Origin of the sequence: Pseudarthrobacter sp. J1763, from assembly GCF_050490295.1 — a bacterium.
In the GTDB taxonomy this organism is placed as follows: Bacteria; Actinomycetota; Actinomycetes; order Actinomycetales; family Micrococcaceae; genus JBNPEO01.
In genome coordinates this window covers 110,116-126,798 of the sequence record NZ_JBNPEN010000004.1, presented here as the reverse complement: position 1 = coordinate 126,798, position 16,683 = coordinate 110,116, and the positions used below count along the sequence as shown (strand labels likewise).

Below are 16,683 nucleotides of genomic sequence, written 5' to 3'. Positions count from 1 at the left end.
TCACAATTCCGTACCCCAGCTCCCCGGCGATAAACTGGCACCAGAAAAACCGTCCGCGTCAGCGAAGCCGCCGGGCTATCGAATTTTCCCCAACCAACCAGTGAGGGTGCACGCATGAGTCTGCCCAGTTCCGATCTTTCCCAACAGTTGCGCCCAAAGTCCGGCGCGCCTGAAGGAATGCCGGAGAAGCAGTTGATTGTGCAGAAATTCGGCGGTTCTTCGGTGGCTGACGCTGAAGGTATCAAGCGAGTGGCACGCCGAGTGGTTGATGCTCACAACGCTGGCCACGAGGTAGTTGTGGTGGTTTCGGCTATGGGTGACACCACCGATGAACTGCTTGATCTTGCTGCTCAGGTAACTGACCACGCCCCGGCCCGGGAGATGGACATGCTCCTCTCCGCCGGTGAGCGTATCTCCATGTCTTTGCTCGCCATGGCCATCAACCACTTTGGCGCTACCGCCCAGTCGTTCACCGGCTCTCAGGCCGGTATGGTCACGGACGGCATTCACGGTAAAGCACGCATTATTCACGTTGATCCACACCGCGTTCGTACCTCTTTGGATAAGGGTCACGTGGCGATTGTTGCAGGGTTCCAAGGTGTTAGCCGCGTCACGAATGAGATCACCACACTGGGTCGCGGCGGATCGGACACCACAGCTGTGGCACTTGCCGCCGCCCTCGATGCAGACGTGTGTGAGATCTATACCGATGTGGACGGCGTTTACACAGCGGATCCGCGCGTGGTGGCCAGCGCCCAGAAGATTGAGCGCATCTCGAGTGAAGAGATGCTCGAATTGGCGGCCTCTGGCGCCAAAATCCTACACTTGCGTTGTGTGGAGTATGCCCGCCGTTTTGGTGTGCCGCTGCACGTTCGCTCCTCATTTAGCCAACTTGAGGGAACTTGGGTTCTGCCCAGTCCCGAGGACAAAATCACCATGGAAGAGGGAGTCGCTTTGGAACAGCCCATCATCTCCGGAGTTGCCCATGATCGCTCCGAAGCTAAGGTCACCGTTGTGGGTGTTCCGGACATTCCTGGCAAGGCTGCTGCAATCTTCCAGGTCATTGCCAAGGCTCACTCCAACATCGACATGATTGTGCAGAACGTCTCCACCAAGGGCACAGGTCACACCGATATTTCCTTCACTCTGCCCATGGTTGAGGGTGCCGACGCCCTAGACGCTCTGCGCGCGGCCCAGCCGGAAATTGGGTTCGAGAGCATCGATTACAACGATCAGATCGGCAAGTTGTCACTGATCGGTGCTGGCATGCGTTCCCACCCTGGTGTTTCGGCCAAGTTCTTTGAGGCGCTGTCCACCTCGGGCATCAACATCGACATGATCTCCACCTCGGAAATTCGCATTTCAGTGGTAACCCAGGCCGACCTCCTTGATGCCGCAGTGCGCTCCATCCACAAGGCATTTGACCTCGACGGCGAATCCGAAGCTACGGTTTATGGCGGCACCGGCCGCTAAGGCTCACTGAGCTGACATCCCAAACGAATTCGGGCCCCGAGACACTTTGTCTCGGGGCCCGATTAGTTAAGGGTCGCCTTCCGCTCACCACGAGCGCTATGCGAGCGAGAGGAAGAGCTTTTCCAAGTCCTTGGTGTTCATACTTTCGTCGCCGCGGAGCAGGCATTGCTCCAGACCGCTGGCGATGATCGCAAATCCTGCGCGGTCCAGAGCCTTGGATACAGCGGCGAGCTGAGTGACGATGTCCTTGCAGTCACGGCCCTCTTCCAGCATGCGAGTCACCCCAGCAAGCTGCCCTTGAGCGCGCTTGAGGCGGTTAATCACGGGGGTCAGGTCTGTTGCATCAAGTTCCATAGGATCTCCCAAAGTGGCGGTGTTCTAACATTAAGCCTATACCCCTGCCGGTATTATCGGCGACTCCATGACCGCCTTCGCTTCGTCACAAAACTGCATTTGCTCGATACCCCCTAGGGTATTATTATTTGACGTAGAGACCCCACCTTGGCGGACACATCTCAACCGCCAAACCCGGGAACCAAACAAAGGAGAGCGATATGTTGCTCGAGCGCATCTACGACGAAGACCTCGCCCAAGCGAGCTACTTCATCGGCTGCCAGGCGAAGGGCGAAGCCCTCGTGGTGGACCCCCGCCGCGACATCGCCGTCTACCAAGACCTCGCGGCCAAAAACGGTATGAAAATCACTGCCGTGACTGAAACGCACATCCACGCGGACTTCCTCTCCGGCACCCGAGAACTTGCCGCAGCCACCGGGGCCACCGCCTACGTTTCGGGCGAGGGTGGCGTCGATTGGCAGTACGGCTTCGAGGCCGAACGCCTCAATAACGACGACGAAATCCCCTTGGGAAACATCATCATCAAGGCTGTACACACCCCCGGCCACACCCCTGAGCATTTGTCCTTCCTGGTCACCGATGGCGCGTTCGCTAATCACCCCGGCTACCTGCTCTCGGGAGACTTTGTTTTCTCCGGAGACCTAGGCCGGCCTGACCTTTTGGACGAAGCTGCCGGCGGCGTGGACACACGCTTTGAAGGTGCCAAGCAGCTTTTTACTAGTCTGCGGGACAAATTCCTCACCTTGCCCGACCACGTCCAGGTCCACCCAGGCCACGGCGCGGGAAGCGCTTGCGGTAAAGCTCTAGGCGCCATCCCGTCGTCGACCGTTGGATACGAACGCCTCTACGCATGGTGGGGCCCTTACCTCGAGAACAATGACGAGCAGGGTTTTATCAATGAGCTTCTCGACGGGCAGCCTGATGCCCACGCTTACTTCGCTCGGATGAAACGTGAAAATCGCGAGGGCCCGGCCGTTATGGGCGAACGCGCGCCACTGCCCGAGCTTTCTGCTGCCGACGTCTCAGCGGATCTTGCCGCGGGGAACATCATTTTTGTGGACACTCGCGCTAACAACGAGGTCCACAAAGGCACCGTTACCAATTCCCTGAACATCCCGGCCGGAAAGTCCACAGCGAGCTTCGGCGCTTGGGTAGTGAATCCCGAAACGGATAAAAACCCGCTAGTGCTGTTGGCCTCCAGCCAAACGGTGGCTCAGGAAATGTGGGATCACTTAGTCCGAGTCGGGATCGATAATGTTGGTGGTTTTGTGACAAACCTTGAGGGCTTGCCGCAAAGCATCCCGCCGCTGCTTCGTCCTGAAGAGCTGGGGAGTTTCAATTCCGCCGTGGTTTTGGACGTCCGCAATCGCACTGAATTCGCCGCTGGCCATATCCCCGGCGCCTACCAGCTCAGCGGTGGTCGCGTGATGTGGCACTTGGACGAACTTCCTCGCGAGGGAACTATCGTCACGTACTGCCAGAGCGGGGTCCGGAATTCCGTTGCGGCAAGCGCATTGCGCCGGGCCGGATACAACGTCACCGAACTAGACGGCAGTTATGCCGGCTGGTCCGCTTGGCAGCAATCACTCTAACCCTTTCACCAAAAAACCAGTCCCCTTGGAATAACCAAGGAACTTCCCAAAGACATCTAAGGAGCCATCAAATGTGCCGTGCAGTAACTTGCAAGAAGTGCAACAAAACAACCTGGGCGGGCTGCGGTCAGCACGTTGACCAGGTGATGAAGGGCGTACCGGCATCTCAGCGCTGCCGTGGCCACGAAAACGAGAAGTCCACCAATAAGGGCTTCTTTGCCAAACTCTTTGGACGCTAAACCCTACTTCTAAAAACACAAGGGCTTCGGAGAATAGATTCTCCGAAGCCCTTGTGGGTCACTTAGCATTTGCGAGTCACTCGCTGACCGTTTGCTAGCGGAGAGATTGGTCCCCGGGATTCTTGGGCACAACATAAGTGCTGCCGTCAGGACGTGTGATGGTTTCCCACTGCTGGGTTTCGGCTTCGCGCTGCTTGAGGAGACGTTTGTTTTCCTCAGTCATCTCGTGGTCCAAGGAACTGCGGTTGGCAGGCCCAAAAATGAGGCGTAGCTTGTCCGTGCTGCGCATAAAACGCCGAGCAAAATTTTCCTTTTCCATCGCTTCTCTCCTCGAGTAATTGACTCCCTCCAGCTTACTTTGGCACCGCGACTAAACTAGAACTACACCTGAAGGGAGCCCGGAGCCATGACCCGTAAATTGCGCGCCGCAACGACGCTCACTGCAGTGTTGCTCTTGACCACTGTTTCCGCTTGCGCAACTCCCGGTACTAGCCAACCCACAGCCAGTACAACGACGACTCCCGCGCCCAGCGCCACCAGCTCGGCAAGTGGTACCTCCAACCCGTCCACCCCTGGAAGTTCAATCTCTCAAAGCACTCCCCCTACCGGGGCTGTGGCCACTCCGCCGAGTGGTCCTGGCGATGCATCATTGACTATCACCCTTGTGCCCCAAGCTAATGCCACTGCGGTGGTTAGTACTCTTGAATGCTCTGCCGGCGCGGTGTCCAGCTCAAAACCGTCAACGGTTTCCAACCCTGCGAGCGCGTGCACCTTGGTCAAGGACCATGCCAATTACTTCGTGCCACGGATCACGTCAAAAAACGTTGCCTGCACGCAGAATATTTCGGGTCCCGAGACCGCAACTATCACAGGCACTGTCAACGGAACCGAAGTTAATCTGTCCTACAACCGCAAGGACGGCTGCGGTATTTCTGCGTGGAAAGCCATGGAACCTCTCCTCGGCCGAGGCGGAGCGGTGTAGTGCAGAATAACCTTTTGAAATCTGGCGAAGTAATGTCCCCACACGACTGGCTTGCGGCTGAACAAGCACACCAAGACCGCGTGGACCGGTACGCCAAGCCGTACCTTGCGCGCCGTTCCGCCGGGCAAAAGCACCCTGTTGAGGACTTTCTCTTTACGTATTACACACAGAAACCGGGCCAACTCTCGCGGTGGCACCCCGGTGCTGGTGTGGTGCTCACCGGGCCGCAAGCGCAAGAGCGTCTAGCGTGGAAGTATTACCGCCCAGCCACAGCAGAGGAACTCCGCGAGATGGCTAGTGAAGGTGCGGCTGTTGAAGGTGTCACTGTGGATGTGGACAAGTTCCTGAAGGACCGTCGCGAGGCCGTGGCCTTTGCGCTGATTATCCTCGCCGGTACCGCTGCACGGCCGGCCCAATTTGGGTGCTTTGGCCTGCACGAATGGGCCATGGTGTACCGGCAAGACAAGTTCGATCTCCGCCACGAATACCTCAACCTTCGTCTGGGCAGCACCGGCACAGATCAGGTGATTAAAGAGAACAAAATCCGTTGCACACACTTTGACGCCTACCGTTTTTATACACCAGACGCGATCCCCCGCAACGAGCTCACACCCAGCCGTGAGAACCAGCGCACCATGGAACAACCCGGCTGCCTCCACGCCAACATGGACCTGTACAAGTGGGCCTACAAACTTGCGCCCTTGCTCCCGAGCGAATTGGTGATGGATTGTTTTGAGCTCTCTTGGCGCATCCGAGCCATGGACATGCAAGCCTCCCCCTACGACCTCCAAGACTGGGGCTACCCGCCCATCCGGATTGAAACGGCGGAAGGAAAAGCCAGCTATGTGGCCTTGCAACGTGGCTTCGCCGAGGAATCCGCCCAGCTGCGGGCAAAACTTTTGGCCGCGCTTGAACCCTTCGCGCGTAGGCTCGAACCCAGCAGCTCCGTCCCCAGCAACTAGGAGTTCCGGTGCCACACGAATCCCCCAGCATTGACCTGACGGTGACCCTCGTTGAGGCGCCCGGCGCACCGGAGTACGTTTTCCGGCTTCTCACAACGGCCGACGGCGCTCCGGCACCGGAGTGCACGGTGAGCGACCCGCCCGCGGCGCTTAACGCCGTCGTACGTTTTGGCGATGAGATCTTTTTTCCGCAGCCTGGTCCGCCGAAGCTGTGCACGCAGCAGTACGGCGGTCCCGCCGTAGCCACCGTAACGGGCAGCTTTAACGGCCGAGACGTCAACTCAACCTTCACCCGAACCGACGGTTGTGAGATTGCCCGTTGGAAGGCTCTTGCCCCGCTGCTGCAGTCGGGCGGAAACAGCTAGCTGTAAGGCATCGGCGGTACTTGGCAAAGTTTGTCAAGGAACACAAAGGGTCCAAAGGAACAATGTTCCTTTGGACCCTTTGTCTCTGCCCTAGAGTGCGGGGACTGCAGGGACTAGACGGTTACTAGTTGAGCAGGCTCGGTCCGTTGTTGACTTCCTCAGACTGACGCTTCTTCTTTTCCTTCTTCACTTTGTCTGCTTTGTCTTTCTGAGCGGGCGTGGTGCCTGACTCTTCATCAGACGGAACAACAGCAGTTCCGCCCGGAGTCACCACAACACTCACAAAGGTCTCAACTGCCGACCCGGCATAGGTGAGCCGCCCAATGTAAGAACCAGCTGCCAAGTTCTTCCACGACAAGGTCAGGTTGCTGCTCTTACCGTTTTTGAGCGAGAGCGGGTTCGGCGTCACTGTTGCGTTGCCAACGTTGGCACCCAATACTGCAGCATCAACAGAAGCCTTGGTGGGCTGGCCATTGGGGCTTGCATAGAGGTTCACAAACATGGTGTACGTTCCCGGCCTGGGGTTTGCCACCGAGAGCGACTCGCTAGCCGAGGCCGTTTGAGCCAGCAGCGGCTGACCGGACGGGTCAAAAACCACCAGATCAAAGTCGGCCGTGTCATCCGAGGAGAACACAGAGAACTTGGCCAACGGAGAGCCAGCCGGAACGGTAACTTCCTTAGCAAAGTTGGAAGCGTTCGTCTCAAGTGCCAGCGGGCCCGGAACCAATTCCGTGGCCGAGGAGTCAGCCTTGGACAAACCGTCCAAGGTGATGGCGATCGGAGAGTTGGAACCAGAAGTTACCGGGATAGTGCCGGAACCAGTGCCACCGGTGGAGGAGAACGAAACGTTCTCAGGAGCCGAGACTGCCTGAGGCTGGATGGCGATAGGGCTAGTCACGTTCTTACCAGCACCCTGCCAAACCAACTGACCCATGGCGTACTTGCCAAAGGCTGCACCGTTGTTCTCAAAGCTGACCTTGAAGGTGCGCTTCTCGCCAGCTTGATTGAAGTTCAGCACAGACGGGGTGACCTTCACCTTGATACCCGGAACGTTAACCGTGGCGCGGTACAAACCTGGGGTCAGAGCCGTCACGGTTCGCGTGACCTCAATTTTGCCGTTGAGGTTACCCAGTGCAAAGGACGGCAAGTTCATGTCACGAGCTGCGGTGCTGCCCAAACCTGGGATACCCAAGTCCACGCCGGTGCCCTGGATGAACTTGAGGTAGTCCTCATCGTTAGCGTCGTAAACCAAGCCGGGGTTGAGCACCTTGGCAGGATCAACTTCGCCAGCACCGGTAGCGAACAAGTCGCCATCCTTGGTGCCATCAGCCTTCTTTAGATCACCAGCAGTGGTCATCATTGCGGACTTCACCGTGGCCGGGGACCAGAGTGGGTTTTTGGACAGGATCAAAGCACCAAAGCCGGCAACGTGCGGTGACGCCATGGACGTACCGGACATCATGCCGAAGCTGGCACCGTTGGAGCCGATCGGAGAAACACCTGCAAGAACTGCAACACCGGGAGCAGCGACGTCGGGCTTGAGCAAATCACCGTTGGAGGCTGAGAGCGGTCCGCGTGATGAGAATCCAGCAATCTGTGGCTGCGGTTCTGCAGGAAGACCGGTGGTGTCCTTGTTGACCAGGGCAGCCTTGATGTTGGGGTTGGCCGCGAGCTTGGCTTTGATGGCTTCGGTGGCCGGCGGGTTGACGTGCACGGTGGGTACTGAGTGTTCGTCAACATCCTCGGAGGAGGTGGTCAGGTTGACCAAGATCATGCCCACACCGCCGGTGCGCTTTACTTCGGCGCTCTTGGCAACACGGTCCACTACGCCACGATCACAAACCACAATCTTGCCGGTGACTTTGGCCGGGTCAAGTGTGTTGGGACCACACAGCGCGGGGCTTGCTGCACCGGCTGCGGCTGCGTTAGCGGCCAAAACGAGGTTGCTCGCCGGGACGTTGTGCGCCATGAGGCTAGCACCACGGAACTTAGTGCCGTCTTCGAATTCAACGGTGCCCTGAAGTTCCGAGGTGAAGGAACTTGCAGCCACCGTTGTCAGCCACGGTGCCCCGTGATTCACTGTGCTCGCCGTGGGACCGGAGTTACCGGCCGAGGCCGCTACGAAAATACCGGCGGAGGTGGCGGAGAGGAACGCCAAAGAAACCGGATCGGTGGTGGTGTTGGTGCTACCAGAGATCGAGTAGTTCAGTACGTCAACACCATCCAGGATGGCTTGGTTGATGGCTGCCACTGATGCTGAGCTGTAGCAACCACCCGTTGCCGGGTCATCGTCTTCCCAGCAAACCTTGTAAACGGAGAGCTTCGCAGCCGGGGCAATACCACCGGTGATTCCCATATCGCGGGCGCCCAAGTTGGCGCGCACGTTGGCGTTACCTGCTGCGGTGCTGGCCGTGTGTGTGCCGTGGCTTCCTACATCCACCGGAGAGAGGAGCTCTTCAGGTGCGCGGTGTTCGGGTGCAACGTATTTGACGTAATCATCAGCGAAGTAGCGGGCACTGAGCACCTTGGTGTTACAGGCTGAGCCGTCAAAGTCCTGACCAGTCTGGCATTCGCCCACGAAAGTGTCGCCGTCGGCTTTCAGCATGGCGATTTTGCCATCTGCTGTGCGGTACGGCTCGCCAACTTTGGCATCACCGGTGAGCGGCTTGACGTCATCACCAGCAAAGAAGGCGCTGGAGGGAGTGTAACCGGAGTCAATCACACCAACCACAACGCCCTTACCAGCGTTCGCCGTACCACCATACTGGGTGTTCCATGTGCCTTGTGCTCCGCTGAGTTTCAAGAAGTCAGTGGTGGAGTAATCCGGTGCGTGCTCGGTGTCCGGAGCAACCACCAAAACAGTGGGGTCCTTGGCGAGGCTTACTGCCTGGTCTGCCGTAAGGTCCGCGGAGAAACCATTCAAGGCCGCAGTGAATTGGCGCTTGATCTGAATGTTCTCAGCTTTGGCAACACTGTTCTGCTTTTGTTCCAAGTGAGCTTGGTACTTCTGAACTTCGGGGCGCTTAGCGTCCAGCTTTTTACCCTTGGTGGGTGCCGTGGCTGGCAAGCCTGCCGTGCCACCGGTGTACGTTGCGGCCGGCTTTTCAGCGAGAACAACAATGTATCGGCCAGCCGGGTAATCGGCGGGATTGATTTTCTGGTGGGCAACGGTGACTGCTGGGGCCTGGGGAGTGGCTTGGGCGGGAGTGAGCGCAACCGTCGAGAGCAGAAGAGGAAGACCAACGGTCAGAGCCGCTACCTTCCTCATTCCCCCGCTTCGAAGGAAGCTATTTCCTGATGATTTCACGAGTGATTGAACCTTTCACGGGTGTGTTCCCGGCACATCAGCCGGGTAACGTGCCACATGACAGCGTTTGTAACGCTTGTCACACGCAACACTTCCCCAGCGTACAGAGCAACAGGCCGTTATGACATACTTCACAATCATTTGTTTTTATTATTTCCAGCTAGGCCCATGTGACTCGACAGAACTCCCTAAATGTGGTGCGGGTGGAGGTCCTTAAAAACGCTGCGGGCGGAGCCGAGTTTTCACTCCGCACCGCCCGCACCATCAAGGTGTGTGCTCTCTCTATTCCACCCGCCGCCACAAAACCCGCGAACCTCGTGCACCGGGGCTCAACTTTCACGGACCTGAAAACGGGAGCTGCCGGAACAAAACGGAACTGGCAGGCAGATTCCCTAGGTCGAGTTTCAAAGTTGAGCTGTGATGCACAGCTCGCGAGCTCTCATGTTCATGAAGCTCCACAACGGTGACGGTGTTTGAGCCACCGCTAGCCAATGATGCTGATTTGATCCCAGCTCAACAACTGGCCCGCCTGGTCCAGCACCACCACATTATTGGCCCCGCTCTTCGCGTCAGCCGGCAAGGTGGCAGTCAGCGCTGCCCCTGGCTCGGCATAGAACCAGCCCAATTTCTGCTGCTTTTTCTCGAGGTACACGAAGTACCACTGCCCGTCTGGGACATTTTGCAAAGTCACGTCCTGCCCGGGCAAGTAGCCAGCCGGGTTCACCATCAGATCTACCGGGGCTGACTCTTTGAGTTTGGTACTAGAAAGTACCGGGTCGCTCGTGGGCTGAGCTGGTTTAACGCTGAGAACTACCGGATCTCCTGTAACGGTGATCGTTTTGGTGCTCTGGCCAGTCGCCACCACCGTCCATGTAGAGGACGGAACAAAATAGCCTTGAGCTACTTCTTCTGCGGTTACCGTATGCCGTGGTGTGCCACAGTTGTAGCTTGCTCCGGCAGCGAGTGAACGCCAGCGGCAATTGCCCGCACCTTCAGGAACCAGTGGGCTGAAATTACCTGCCGTTGGCACCAAATCAGCAGTAATGGGGCTGGTGTTGGTGACCGTGAAGTTGTAGGGAACCTGCTCTCCTGCCGTGTATGGATTCGCGCTCAGGTCTCTAGACGAATCCGTCCGGTTGCCCACGATCGCGGCCGAGAGGACGCCGTCTCGAAGTGCAACGTTTGCGCCGGTAAAGGTGACGTTTTTGGTGAGTGTAGAGTGCGCACTAGACGTCACGCTAAAGGTTGCCGTCGGGCTGAAGTAGCCCTGAGTCACTTCAGCCGCCGTCACGGTGTGCTTGGCGGTGGTACACGTGTAGCTGGCACCCGCGGCAAGGTTGTTGTAGCGGCAATTCGGTGCTGTTGGTGGCAAGAAACCTGAATCGAAACTTCCCGAGGTGGGCACTGCATTGGCCGTCACGTTGGAGGTATTTTTGACCGTCAAGTTGTAGCTGAGCACCTCACCGGCAACGTAAGGGTTTGCCACAACGTCACGGGCCGGTGCGGATCCGCTAATGGTCATCCCCACTTGATTGTTCACCGGGGCATTGGCGGAGAACGTACCTTGCGAGACCTTGCCTTCTGCGGTGATAAACGCTGAGTTGAGCTGCGTGCTACCTGTAGCGGACGACGGCGAGGTGAGGGTGACGTTGACCGTCACCGATGCGCCGGGAGCCAAGTCCGGGACCGGGACCGTGGTCGCGCTCCAGCCTGCTGGGGTGTAAATGGTGGCGCTCGCACCGCTGAGCGTCACTGCTTCTTGGTTGGTGACAGTGACCGGAACCTGCTGCGCAACGCCAGGTACAACGGTCTGGGCCGGGATATTCAATGGCGCACAAACGTAATTCAGCCACTCGTCGTCGAACTTTGCGAAGACCATACTGTCCGTGTAGTTACCCTCGTAAAAGACGCCAAGCTTTCCATCTTCCAAACGTGTGGCCGTGGAGTAAGCGGAGAAGCCCTGGTGAATACTGCGCACACCGGGCCACGTGGCACCGTCATCACACGAAACCCTGGCGGAGACGTTCTCTCGGTTTACTTGTGAGTTCGAGTTGGTGAACATCAGCTTTTTGGCGTCAGCGGAACCTTGGGCAGCAGCGGGAAACAAACGCGTTATGGAACCGTTGTTGGTTGGATCAGGCAACTCTGTATCCACAGTAACCGGACCGTAGCTTTGGCCACCGTCCGTGGAAATCGCCACTTTCCGGTAGTGGCCGTTTGAGCTATCGCGGGAGTTGAGCATCACGCGACCATCGGAGAGCTCAACAACCTTGTTCTCATCCATCGCCGCGCCCACCGGCTGGCCTTTCTGCCAGGTTGCGCCGTGATCATCTGAGTACACACTGTAGGCCTGAATCACTTCACTGCCGTTACTCTGGCGGACATATCCGGCGTACTGCTGGATAAGGCGGCCTGCATATTGCCCGTATTTGAGTTGAATGCCTTCGCCGGAGGATGCGAAGTTAGTCCGAACGTCCCCTGGCTGGGGATTTGTTTTGCTTCCAGGCTTGGTCACGTTCGTGATCAAGCGTGGCGCGCTCCACGTGAGACCACCGTCTGAGGATTCAACTACGGCTGAGGAGATGACGTTCCGATCAGCATCGTCATTGCCGTATTCGCTCGAAGCAAAGCCAGCGTCTTTGGAGTAAACAAAAAACGCGAAGACTTTGCTGGCCTGAGCGTCATAGACAAATGATGGGTCGCTGTAGCCATATTTGGGCCCGCTTGCATCGGCAACATGACCGCGGGCAATAAACGAAATGCTGCTCCATGTCTGGCCACCATCGGTACTACGTCGCATCGCAATCGAGTTGGGGTTGGGTGCATCGGCGCTGCTGCCCGGGCGGGCGTCCCATGCTGAGAGAACCACATTGTTTCCCAAGTAGGCAAGGGCAGGAATTCGGTAATAGAAGTTTTCTGAGGTGCGGTCAGCGCCTAGGTTCTGTTCAGAGAATTGACCTGGTGCTGCCGTAGGGTCGGTCGACGGAATCGGTGCTGCTAGGGAGAGGGCGCTTGCCGAGACGAGCATGGTTAGCCCAAGGGCGCCGACTGCAGCTGTACGACACAGGGATTTTATGAGGGGACGAGTGATCGAGGAAGACTTCACATCTAGGTCCTTTCTGATGACCGCCGACTGCGGTCATCAGGGAAGGGTTTGATGTGGCGGCCCTATTTGCCGCGCATGGCCTCGCTGATTTGGTCTTGGACCTCCGGCTTGAGGGTCGCATCAGCACCCGGTAGGCCGTCGGCGAATTGGCTCGCGAAGTTTTTCTTGGTGTTGCGGTCTGCCTTGAGCTTCTGCAACACCATCCTGCCCAAACCAGCGGCTACGGCAGCAATAACGACGGGCAATACAAAGGATTTTCCATTCTCAGCCATGGGCTCAGCCTAAACGAAGATCACTGCCTTGGCTCCACGCCGTCGAGATAAAACCACTGACCGTCCTCCCGGACAAAGCGGCTCAACTCTTGCTGCACACCCTTCTGACCGTCAAGGAGGTAGTAGGCACTGAAAGTCACAGTTCCTTGTGTATCAAACGGCCCACCAGCAGAAGCGTCTTCAATCACTAAGCGGCGCCAGATCATCCCGGCTTCCAGCTCCAGCTCATCCGGACGGGTGCTGGGGTGCCAAGACTTCATCAGGTACTCCACGTGACCACAAGCGAAAGCGGTATAACGCGATCGCATCAGCGCTTGAGCCGTTGGCGCAGATTGGGTTCCATGCAAAAAACGGCCACAGCACTCGGCAAAAATGTCGCCGCTATTACACGGGCAACGATCAGCGTCTGCGAGGGGTTTCATGCCACCAGATTACGTGGCCCCGGCCGCTAATCTAGCAAACAACAAGACTGCAACATACGTTGCTCTGCAACGCTCACGCGGGCCGGTAGAATGGAAGCGCAAGCTCGCGGAGCGCCGCTTTATGTTGCTTCCCGGAATTGAAAACCACCCCATGTGGCCCCAATCCCTGAAGTACTCGAAGCGCGTGAGACGGCAACTCTCCGTGGCAGCCCTTTTAAGGTTCACCCACCGCTCACGCACAGGAGTTGCCGGATGCCCCGGATCGTTGTTGATGTCATGCTTAAGCCCGAAATTCTTGACCCGCAGGGTAAGGCGATCGTGGGAGCACTCCCCCGGCTCGGATTCACTTCCTTCAGCGCCGTGCGCCAGGGAAAGCGCTTCGAACTGACCGTGGATGGTGAGGTCACCGAGGAAATCTTGGCCCAGGCCCGCGAAGCCGCAGAGACTCTCTTGTCCAACCCGGTGATCGAGGACGTTGTTAACGTCGAGGTAGTCGAGGCCTAAGCATGACTACCCTTCCCTTGATCGGCGAGGCAATCGCCGTCGCCGCTGACTCGCGCCTCGCCGGCGCCCGAATCGGCGTCGTAACCTTTCCCGGAACACTTGATGACCGCGACGCCGCCCGTGCTGTCCGCTTGGCCGGCGCCACTGCTGTGCCACTCTGGCACGCCGACACCACCCTTGGTGACGTGGACGCCGTCGTAATCCCCGGTGGTTTCTCCTACGGAGACTACCTCCGCGCCGGTGCCATCTCCCGCTTTGCCCCGTTGATGGGCAAGATCGTGGACGCCGCCAACTCGGACGCCAAACTGCCCGTGTTGGGTATTTGCAACGGCTTCCAGATCCTCACCGAATCCCACCTACTCCCGGGATCGATGATCAAAAATGATCACTTGAAGTTCATCTGCCGCAACCAGATCCTCCGAGTGGAGAACAACACCACCGCGTGGACCTCTGACTATGAGACCGGCCAAGAAATTACTGTCCCGTTGAAGAACCAAGACGGCCAGTACATCGCGGACGAGAAGACCTTGGACGCATTGGAAGCCGAAGGCCGCGTCGCATTCCGCTACGTCGGTTTCAACCCGAACGGTTCCCGCCGGGACATTGCCGGGATCACCAACGCCGCGGGCAACGTGGTGGGCCTCATGCCGCACCCCGAGCACGCCGTGGAGCCAGGCTTTGGCCCGGAATCGGCTGACGATTCCAACGCCGGGACTGATGGCTTGGGCTTCTTCACGTCCGTACTGAACCAGCTCGTGGGAGGAACCAAGTGAGCACCGAGACCACTACTGCTGGCCAGAAAAAGTTCAATATCGACACCGTTGAGAACGCCGCGGAAACCCCAAACACGGAACTGCCCTGGGCCGAACTCGGCCTGAAGCAAAACGAATTCGACGAGATCGTTAAGGTCCTTGGCCGCCGCCCCACCGGCGCGGAACTGGCCATGTACTCCGTGATGTGGAGCGAGCACTGCTCCTACAAGTCCTCCAAAAACCACTTGCGCCAATTCGGCGACAAGGTCACGGAGGAAATGAAAAAGGACATGCTCGTGGGCATCGGTGAAAACGCCGGTGTGACCAACCTTGGGGACGGCTGGGCCGTGACCTTCAAGATTGAAAGCCACAACTCGCCGTCGTTCGTGGAACCGTACCAGGGTGCTGCCACGGGCATTGGCGGTATTGTCCGCGACATTATTTCCATGGGTGCCCGCCCGGTAGCCGTCATGGATCCACTGCGTTTCGGCGCGATTGATCACCCGGACACTGCCCGCGTGATGCACGGTGCTGTTGCCGGCATCGGTGGCTATGGAAACTCCTTGGGCCTGCCGAACATCGGTGGCGAAATGGTGTTTGACTCCGTCTACCAGGGAAACCCACTGGTCAACGCACTGGCTGTTGGCGTGATGCGTCACGAGGACATTCGCCTGGCTAACGCCTCGGGCAAGGGCAATAAGGTGGTCCTGTTCGGTGCACGCACCGGCGGCGACGGCATTGGCGGCGCATCCGTGCTGGCCTCTGAGTCCTTCGACTCCACCAAGCCCTCCAAGCGCCCCGCCGTTCAGGTGGGTGACCCCTTCGCTGAGAAGGTCCTGATCGAATGCTGCCTAGAACTGTTCAAGGGATCCCTGGTTGAGGGTATTCAGGACCTGGGCGCCGCAGGTATTTCTTGTGCCACCTCGGAACTAGCTTCCAACGGCGACGGCGGTATGGAAGTTGAGCTGACCTCCGTACTGTTGCGTGACCCCACCCTGACCCCGGGCGAAATCCTGATGTCAGAGTCCCAAGAGCGCATGATGGCTGTTGTCACCCCGGAGAACGTTGCAGCGTTCGAAGCTGTGATGGACAAGTGGGCTGTTGAGTACTCGTGGTTGGGTGAAGTTACTGACACTGGCCGGCTCATCATCACGTGGGAAGGCGAGGTCATTGTTGATGTTGACCCGCGCACCGTTGCCCACGACGGCCCCGTTTACGATCGCCCGTTCGCCCGCCCCTCGTGGCAGGACTCGCTGCAGGCTGACACGTTCACCGGTTCCGTTCAGGATGCCGGCCGCCCGGCAGCACCGTCAGAGCTCGCGGCTGCTGTGACCGAGCTGGTTGCCTCGCCGAACATGTGCTCCAAGGCCTGGATCACCAACCAGTACGACCGTTACGTGGGTGGCAACACTGCCATGGCGTTCCCGGATGATGCTGGTGTGGTTCGTGTGGATGAAGAAACCGGTTTGGGTGTTGCCCTCGCAACCGACGCCAACGGCCGTTACACGTACTTGGATCCGTACCATGGTGCACAGTTGGCCTTGGCCGAGGCGTACCGCAACGTGGCCACCGCTGGTGCTATCCCCATGGCCGTGAGCGACTGCTTGAACTTCGGCTCTCCTGAGGACCCGGACGTGATGTGGCAGCTCGCCGAGGCTATTCGTGGTCTTTCGGACGCGTGCATGGTGTTGGGCATTCCGGTCACCGGCGGCAACGTTTCGCTCTACAACCAGACCGGTACCACTCCGATTCACCCCTCGCCGGTGGTTGCGGTTTTGGGCAAGCTCGACGACGTCGCCCGCCGGACGCCCTCCGGCTGGAAGGAAGATGGCCAGGCCATTTACCTTTTGGGCGCCACGGGCGCCGAGCTAGACGGTTCCGAATGGTCCAACTTGCGCGGACACTTGGGCGGCCAACCTCCCAAGGTTGATTTGGCTGCCGAGCGCCTGCTGGGTGAACTGCTGATCAACGCTTCCCGCGACGGCATGATCGACGCCGCACACGACCTCTCTGAGGGCGGCCTCGCGGCTGCTCTGGTGGAGTCCTCGCTGCGCTACGGCGTAGGCGCCCGGATCTCCTTGGACGAGGTGATGGAGCGCGACGGCGTTGACCTGTTCACTGCACTGTTCTCCGAGTCTCAGGCCCGCGCAATCGTGTCTGTACCGCGCTCTGAAGAAATCCGTTTCAAGGACATGTGCACGGCCCGCGGCTTCGCCCACACCCGCATCGGTGTGGTGGACGCCGAAGGCAAAGCACTCGAGATCGGCGGCGTGGACACACTCCCCCTCGACGCACTGCGCGAAGCCCACGAAGGCACACTGCCGAAGTACTTCGGGTAGTTTCAGCTAAATAA

Annotated in this window: 14 protein-coding genes; 8 read left to right on the top strand and 6 right to left on the bottom strand. The window is 58.4% G+C overall.

From position 1 onward, the window contains the following. Positions 1-177 precede the first annotated feature (177 nt). Positions 178-1,473 (top strand): aspartate kinase, encoded by a 1,296-nt coding sequence (locus tag ACQQCD_RS05530; RefSeq protein ID WP_430267544.1) that lies wholly within the window; start codon positions 178-180, stop codon positions 1,471-1,473. A gap of 96 nt (positions 1,474-1,569) precedes the next feature. On the opposite strand, the gene ACQQCD_RS05525 is transcribed toward ACQQCD_RS05530, so the two are convergent. Further along, the gene (locus tag ACQQCD_RS05525) at positions 1,570-1,827 is read right to left on the bottom strand and encodes a metal-sensitive transcriptional regulator (RefSeq protein WP_430267413.1); all 258 of its coding nucleotides are present in this window, start codon (positions 1,825-1,827) and stop codon (positions 1,570-1,572) included. A 200-nt stretch (positions 1,828-2,027) separates the two neighbouring features. On the opposite strand from ACQQCD_RS05525, the gene ACQQCD_RS05520 reads away from it, so the two are divergent. After that, positions 2,028-3,419, top strand: coding sequence for an MBL fold metallo-hydrolase (locus ACQQCD_RS05520; RefSeq protein WP_430267412.1), 1,392 nt, complete (start codon positions 2,028-2,030; stop codon positions 3,417-3,419). Between the two features lie 333 nt (positions 3,420-3,752). Here ACQQCD_RS05520 and ACQQCD_RS05515 read toward each other — a convergent pair whose 3' ends face one another. After that, the gene (locus ACQQCD_RS05515; protein WP_430267411.1) at positions 3,753-3,977 is read right to left on the bottom strand and encodes a hypothetical protein; all 225 of its coding nucleotides are present in this window, start codon (positions 3,975-3,977) and stop codon (positions 3,753-3,755) included. Positions 3,978-4,064: 87 nt separating this feature from the next. Here ACQQCD_RS05515 and ACQQCD_RS05510 point away from each other — a divergent pair, with 87 nt between their 5' ends. The 3 genes from ACQQCD_RS05510 to ACQQCD_RS05500 are packed head-to-tail and all read left to right on the top strand — an operon-like array spanning position 4,065 to position 5,967. Then, the gene (locus ACQQCD_RS05510; RefSeq protein WP_430267410.1) at positions 4,065-4,640 is read left to right on the top strand and encodes a hypothetical protein; all 576 of its coding nucleotides are present in this window, start codon (positions 4,065-4,067) and stop codon (positions 4,638-4,640) included. Between the two features lie 32 nt (positions 4,641-4,672). Beyond that, on the top strand, positions 4,673-5,602 hold the full coding sequence (locus ACQQCD_RS05505) for a 3-methyladenine DNA glycosylase (RefSeq protein ID WP_430267543.1): 930 nt from the start codon (positions 4,673-4,675) through the stop codon (positions 5,600-5,602). Positions 5,603-5,610: 8 nt separating this feature from the next. Beyond that, complete coding sequence (locus ACQQCD_RS05500) at positions 5,611-5,967, top strand: serine protease inhibitor (protein WP_430267409.1); 357 nt, start codon at positions 5,611-5,613, stop codon at positions 5,965-5,967. A 124-nt stretch (positions 5,968-6,091) separates the two neighbouring features. On the opposite strand, the gene ACQQCD_RS05495 is transcribed toward ACQQCD_RS05500, so the two are convergent. The 4 genes from ACQQCD_RS05495 to ACQQCD_RS05480 form a co-directional block, all read right to left on the bottom strand. Then, positions 6,092-9,235, bottom strand: a complete 3,144-nt coding sequence (locus tag ACQQCD_RS05495; RefSeq protein ID WP_430267408.1) for a S8 family serine peptidase — start codon at positions 9,233-9,235, stop codon at positions 6,092-6,094. 523 nt (positions 9,236-9,758) lie between these two features. Continuing rightward, positions 9,759-12,302 (bottom strand): exo-alpha-sialidase, encoded by a 2,544-nt coding sequence (locus ACQQCD_RS05490; RefSeq protein ID WP_430267407.1) that lies wholly within the window; start codon positions 12,300-12,302, stop codon positions 9,759-9,761. A gap of 140 nt (positions 12,303-12,442) precedes the next feature. Next, entirely contained in the window at positions 12,443-12,652 is a 210-nt protein-coding gene (locus ACQQCD_RS05485) for a hypothetical protein (protein ID WP_430267406.1), read from the bottom strand. Between the two features lie 20 nt (positions 12,653-12,672). Continuing rightward, entirely contained in the window at positions 12,673-13,074 is a 402-nt protein-coding gene (locus ACQQCD_RS05480; protein ID WP_430267405.1) for a YchJ family protein, read from the bottom strand. Between the two features lie 252 nt (positions 13,075-13,326). On the opposite strand from ACQQCD_RS05480, the gene purS reads away from it, so the two are divergent. The 3 genes from purS to purL are packed head-to-tail and all read left to right on the top strand — an operon-like array spanning position 13,327 to position 16,669. Beyond that, positions 13,327-13,578, top strand: coding sequence for a phosphoribosylformylglycinamidine synthase subunit PurS (gene purS, locus ACQQCD_RS05475; protein ID WP_430267404.1), 252 nt, complete (start codon positions 13,327-13,329; stop codon positions 13,576-13,578). A 2-nt stretch (positions 13,579-13,580) separates the two neighbouring features. After that, a complete protein-coding gene (gene purQ / locus ACQQCD_RS05470) occupies positions 13,581-14,351 on the top strand; it encodes a phosphoribosylformylglycinamidine synthase subunit PurQ (protein ID WP_430267403.1) in 771 nt (256 codons plus the stop codon). Beyond that, entirely contained in the window at positions 14,348-16,669 is a 2,322-nt protein-coding gene (purL, locus tag ACQQCD_RS05465) for a phosphoribosylformylglycinamidine synthase subunit PurL (protein WP_430267402.1), read from the top strand. Before purQ ends, purL begins: the two co-directional genes overlap by 4 nt. Positions 16,670-16,683 lie beyond the last annotated feature (14 nt).

Bases quoted from the DNA above. Each gene is read 5' to 3' on its own strand.
- ACQQCD_RS05530 (WP_430267544.1), top strand. From the start codon at position 178: ATGCCGGAGAAGCAGTTGATTGTGCAGAAATTCGGCGGTTCTTCGGTG.
- ACQQCD_RS05525 (WP_430267413.1), bottom strand. From the start codon at position 1,827: ATGGAACTTGATGCAACAGACCTGACCCCCGTGATTAACCGCCTCAAG.
- ACQQCD_RS05520 (WP_430267412.1), top strand. From the start codon at position 2,028: ATGTTGCTCGAGCGCATCTACGACGAAGACCTCGCCCAAGCGAGCTAC.
- ACQQCD_RS05515 (WP_430267411.1), bottom strand. From the start codon at position 3,977: ATGGAAAAGGAAAATTTTGCTCGGCGTTTTATGCGCAGCACGGACAAG.
- ACQQCD_RS05510 (WP_430267410.1), top strand. From the start codon at position 4,065: ATGACCCGTAAATTGCGCGCCGCAACGACGCTCACTGCAGTGTTGCTC.
- ACQQCD_RS05505 (WP_430267543.1), top strand. From the start codon at position 4,673: ATGTCCCCACACGACTGGCTTGCGGCTGAACAAGCACACCAAGACCGC.
- ACQQCD_RS05495 (WP_430267408.1), bottom strand. From the start codon at position 9,235: ATGAGGAAGGTAGCGGCTCTGACCGTTGGTCTTCCTCTTCTGCTCTCG.
- ACQQCD_RS05490 (WP_430267407.1), bottom strand. From the start codon at position 12,302: ATGCTCGTCTCGGCAAGCGCCCTCTCCCTAGCAGCACCGATTCCGTCG.
- ACQQCD_RS05485 (WP_430267406.1), bottom strand. From the start codon at position 12,652: ATGGCTGAGAATGGAAAATCCTTTGTATTGCCCGTCGTTATTGCTGCC.
- ACQQCD_RS05480 (WP_430267405.1), bottom strand. From the start codon at position 13,074: ATGAAACCCCTCGCAGACGCTGATCGTTGCCCGTGTAATAGCGGCGAC.
- purS (WP_430267404.1), top strand. From the start codon at position 13,327: ATGCCCCGGATCGTTGTTGATGTCATGCTTAAGCCCGAAATTCTTGAC.
- purQ (WP_430267403.1), top strand. From the start codon at position 13,581: ATGACTACCCTTCCCTTGATCGGCGAGGCAATCGCCGTCGCCGCTGAC.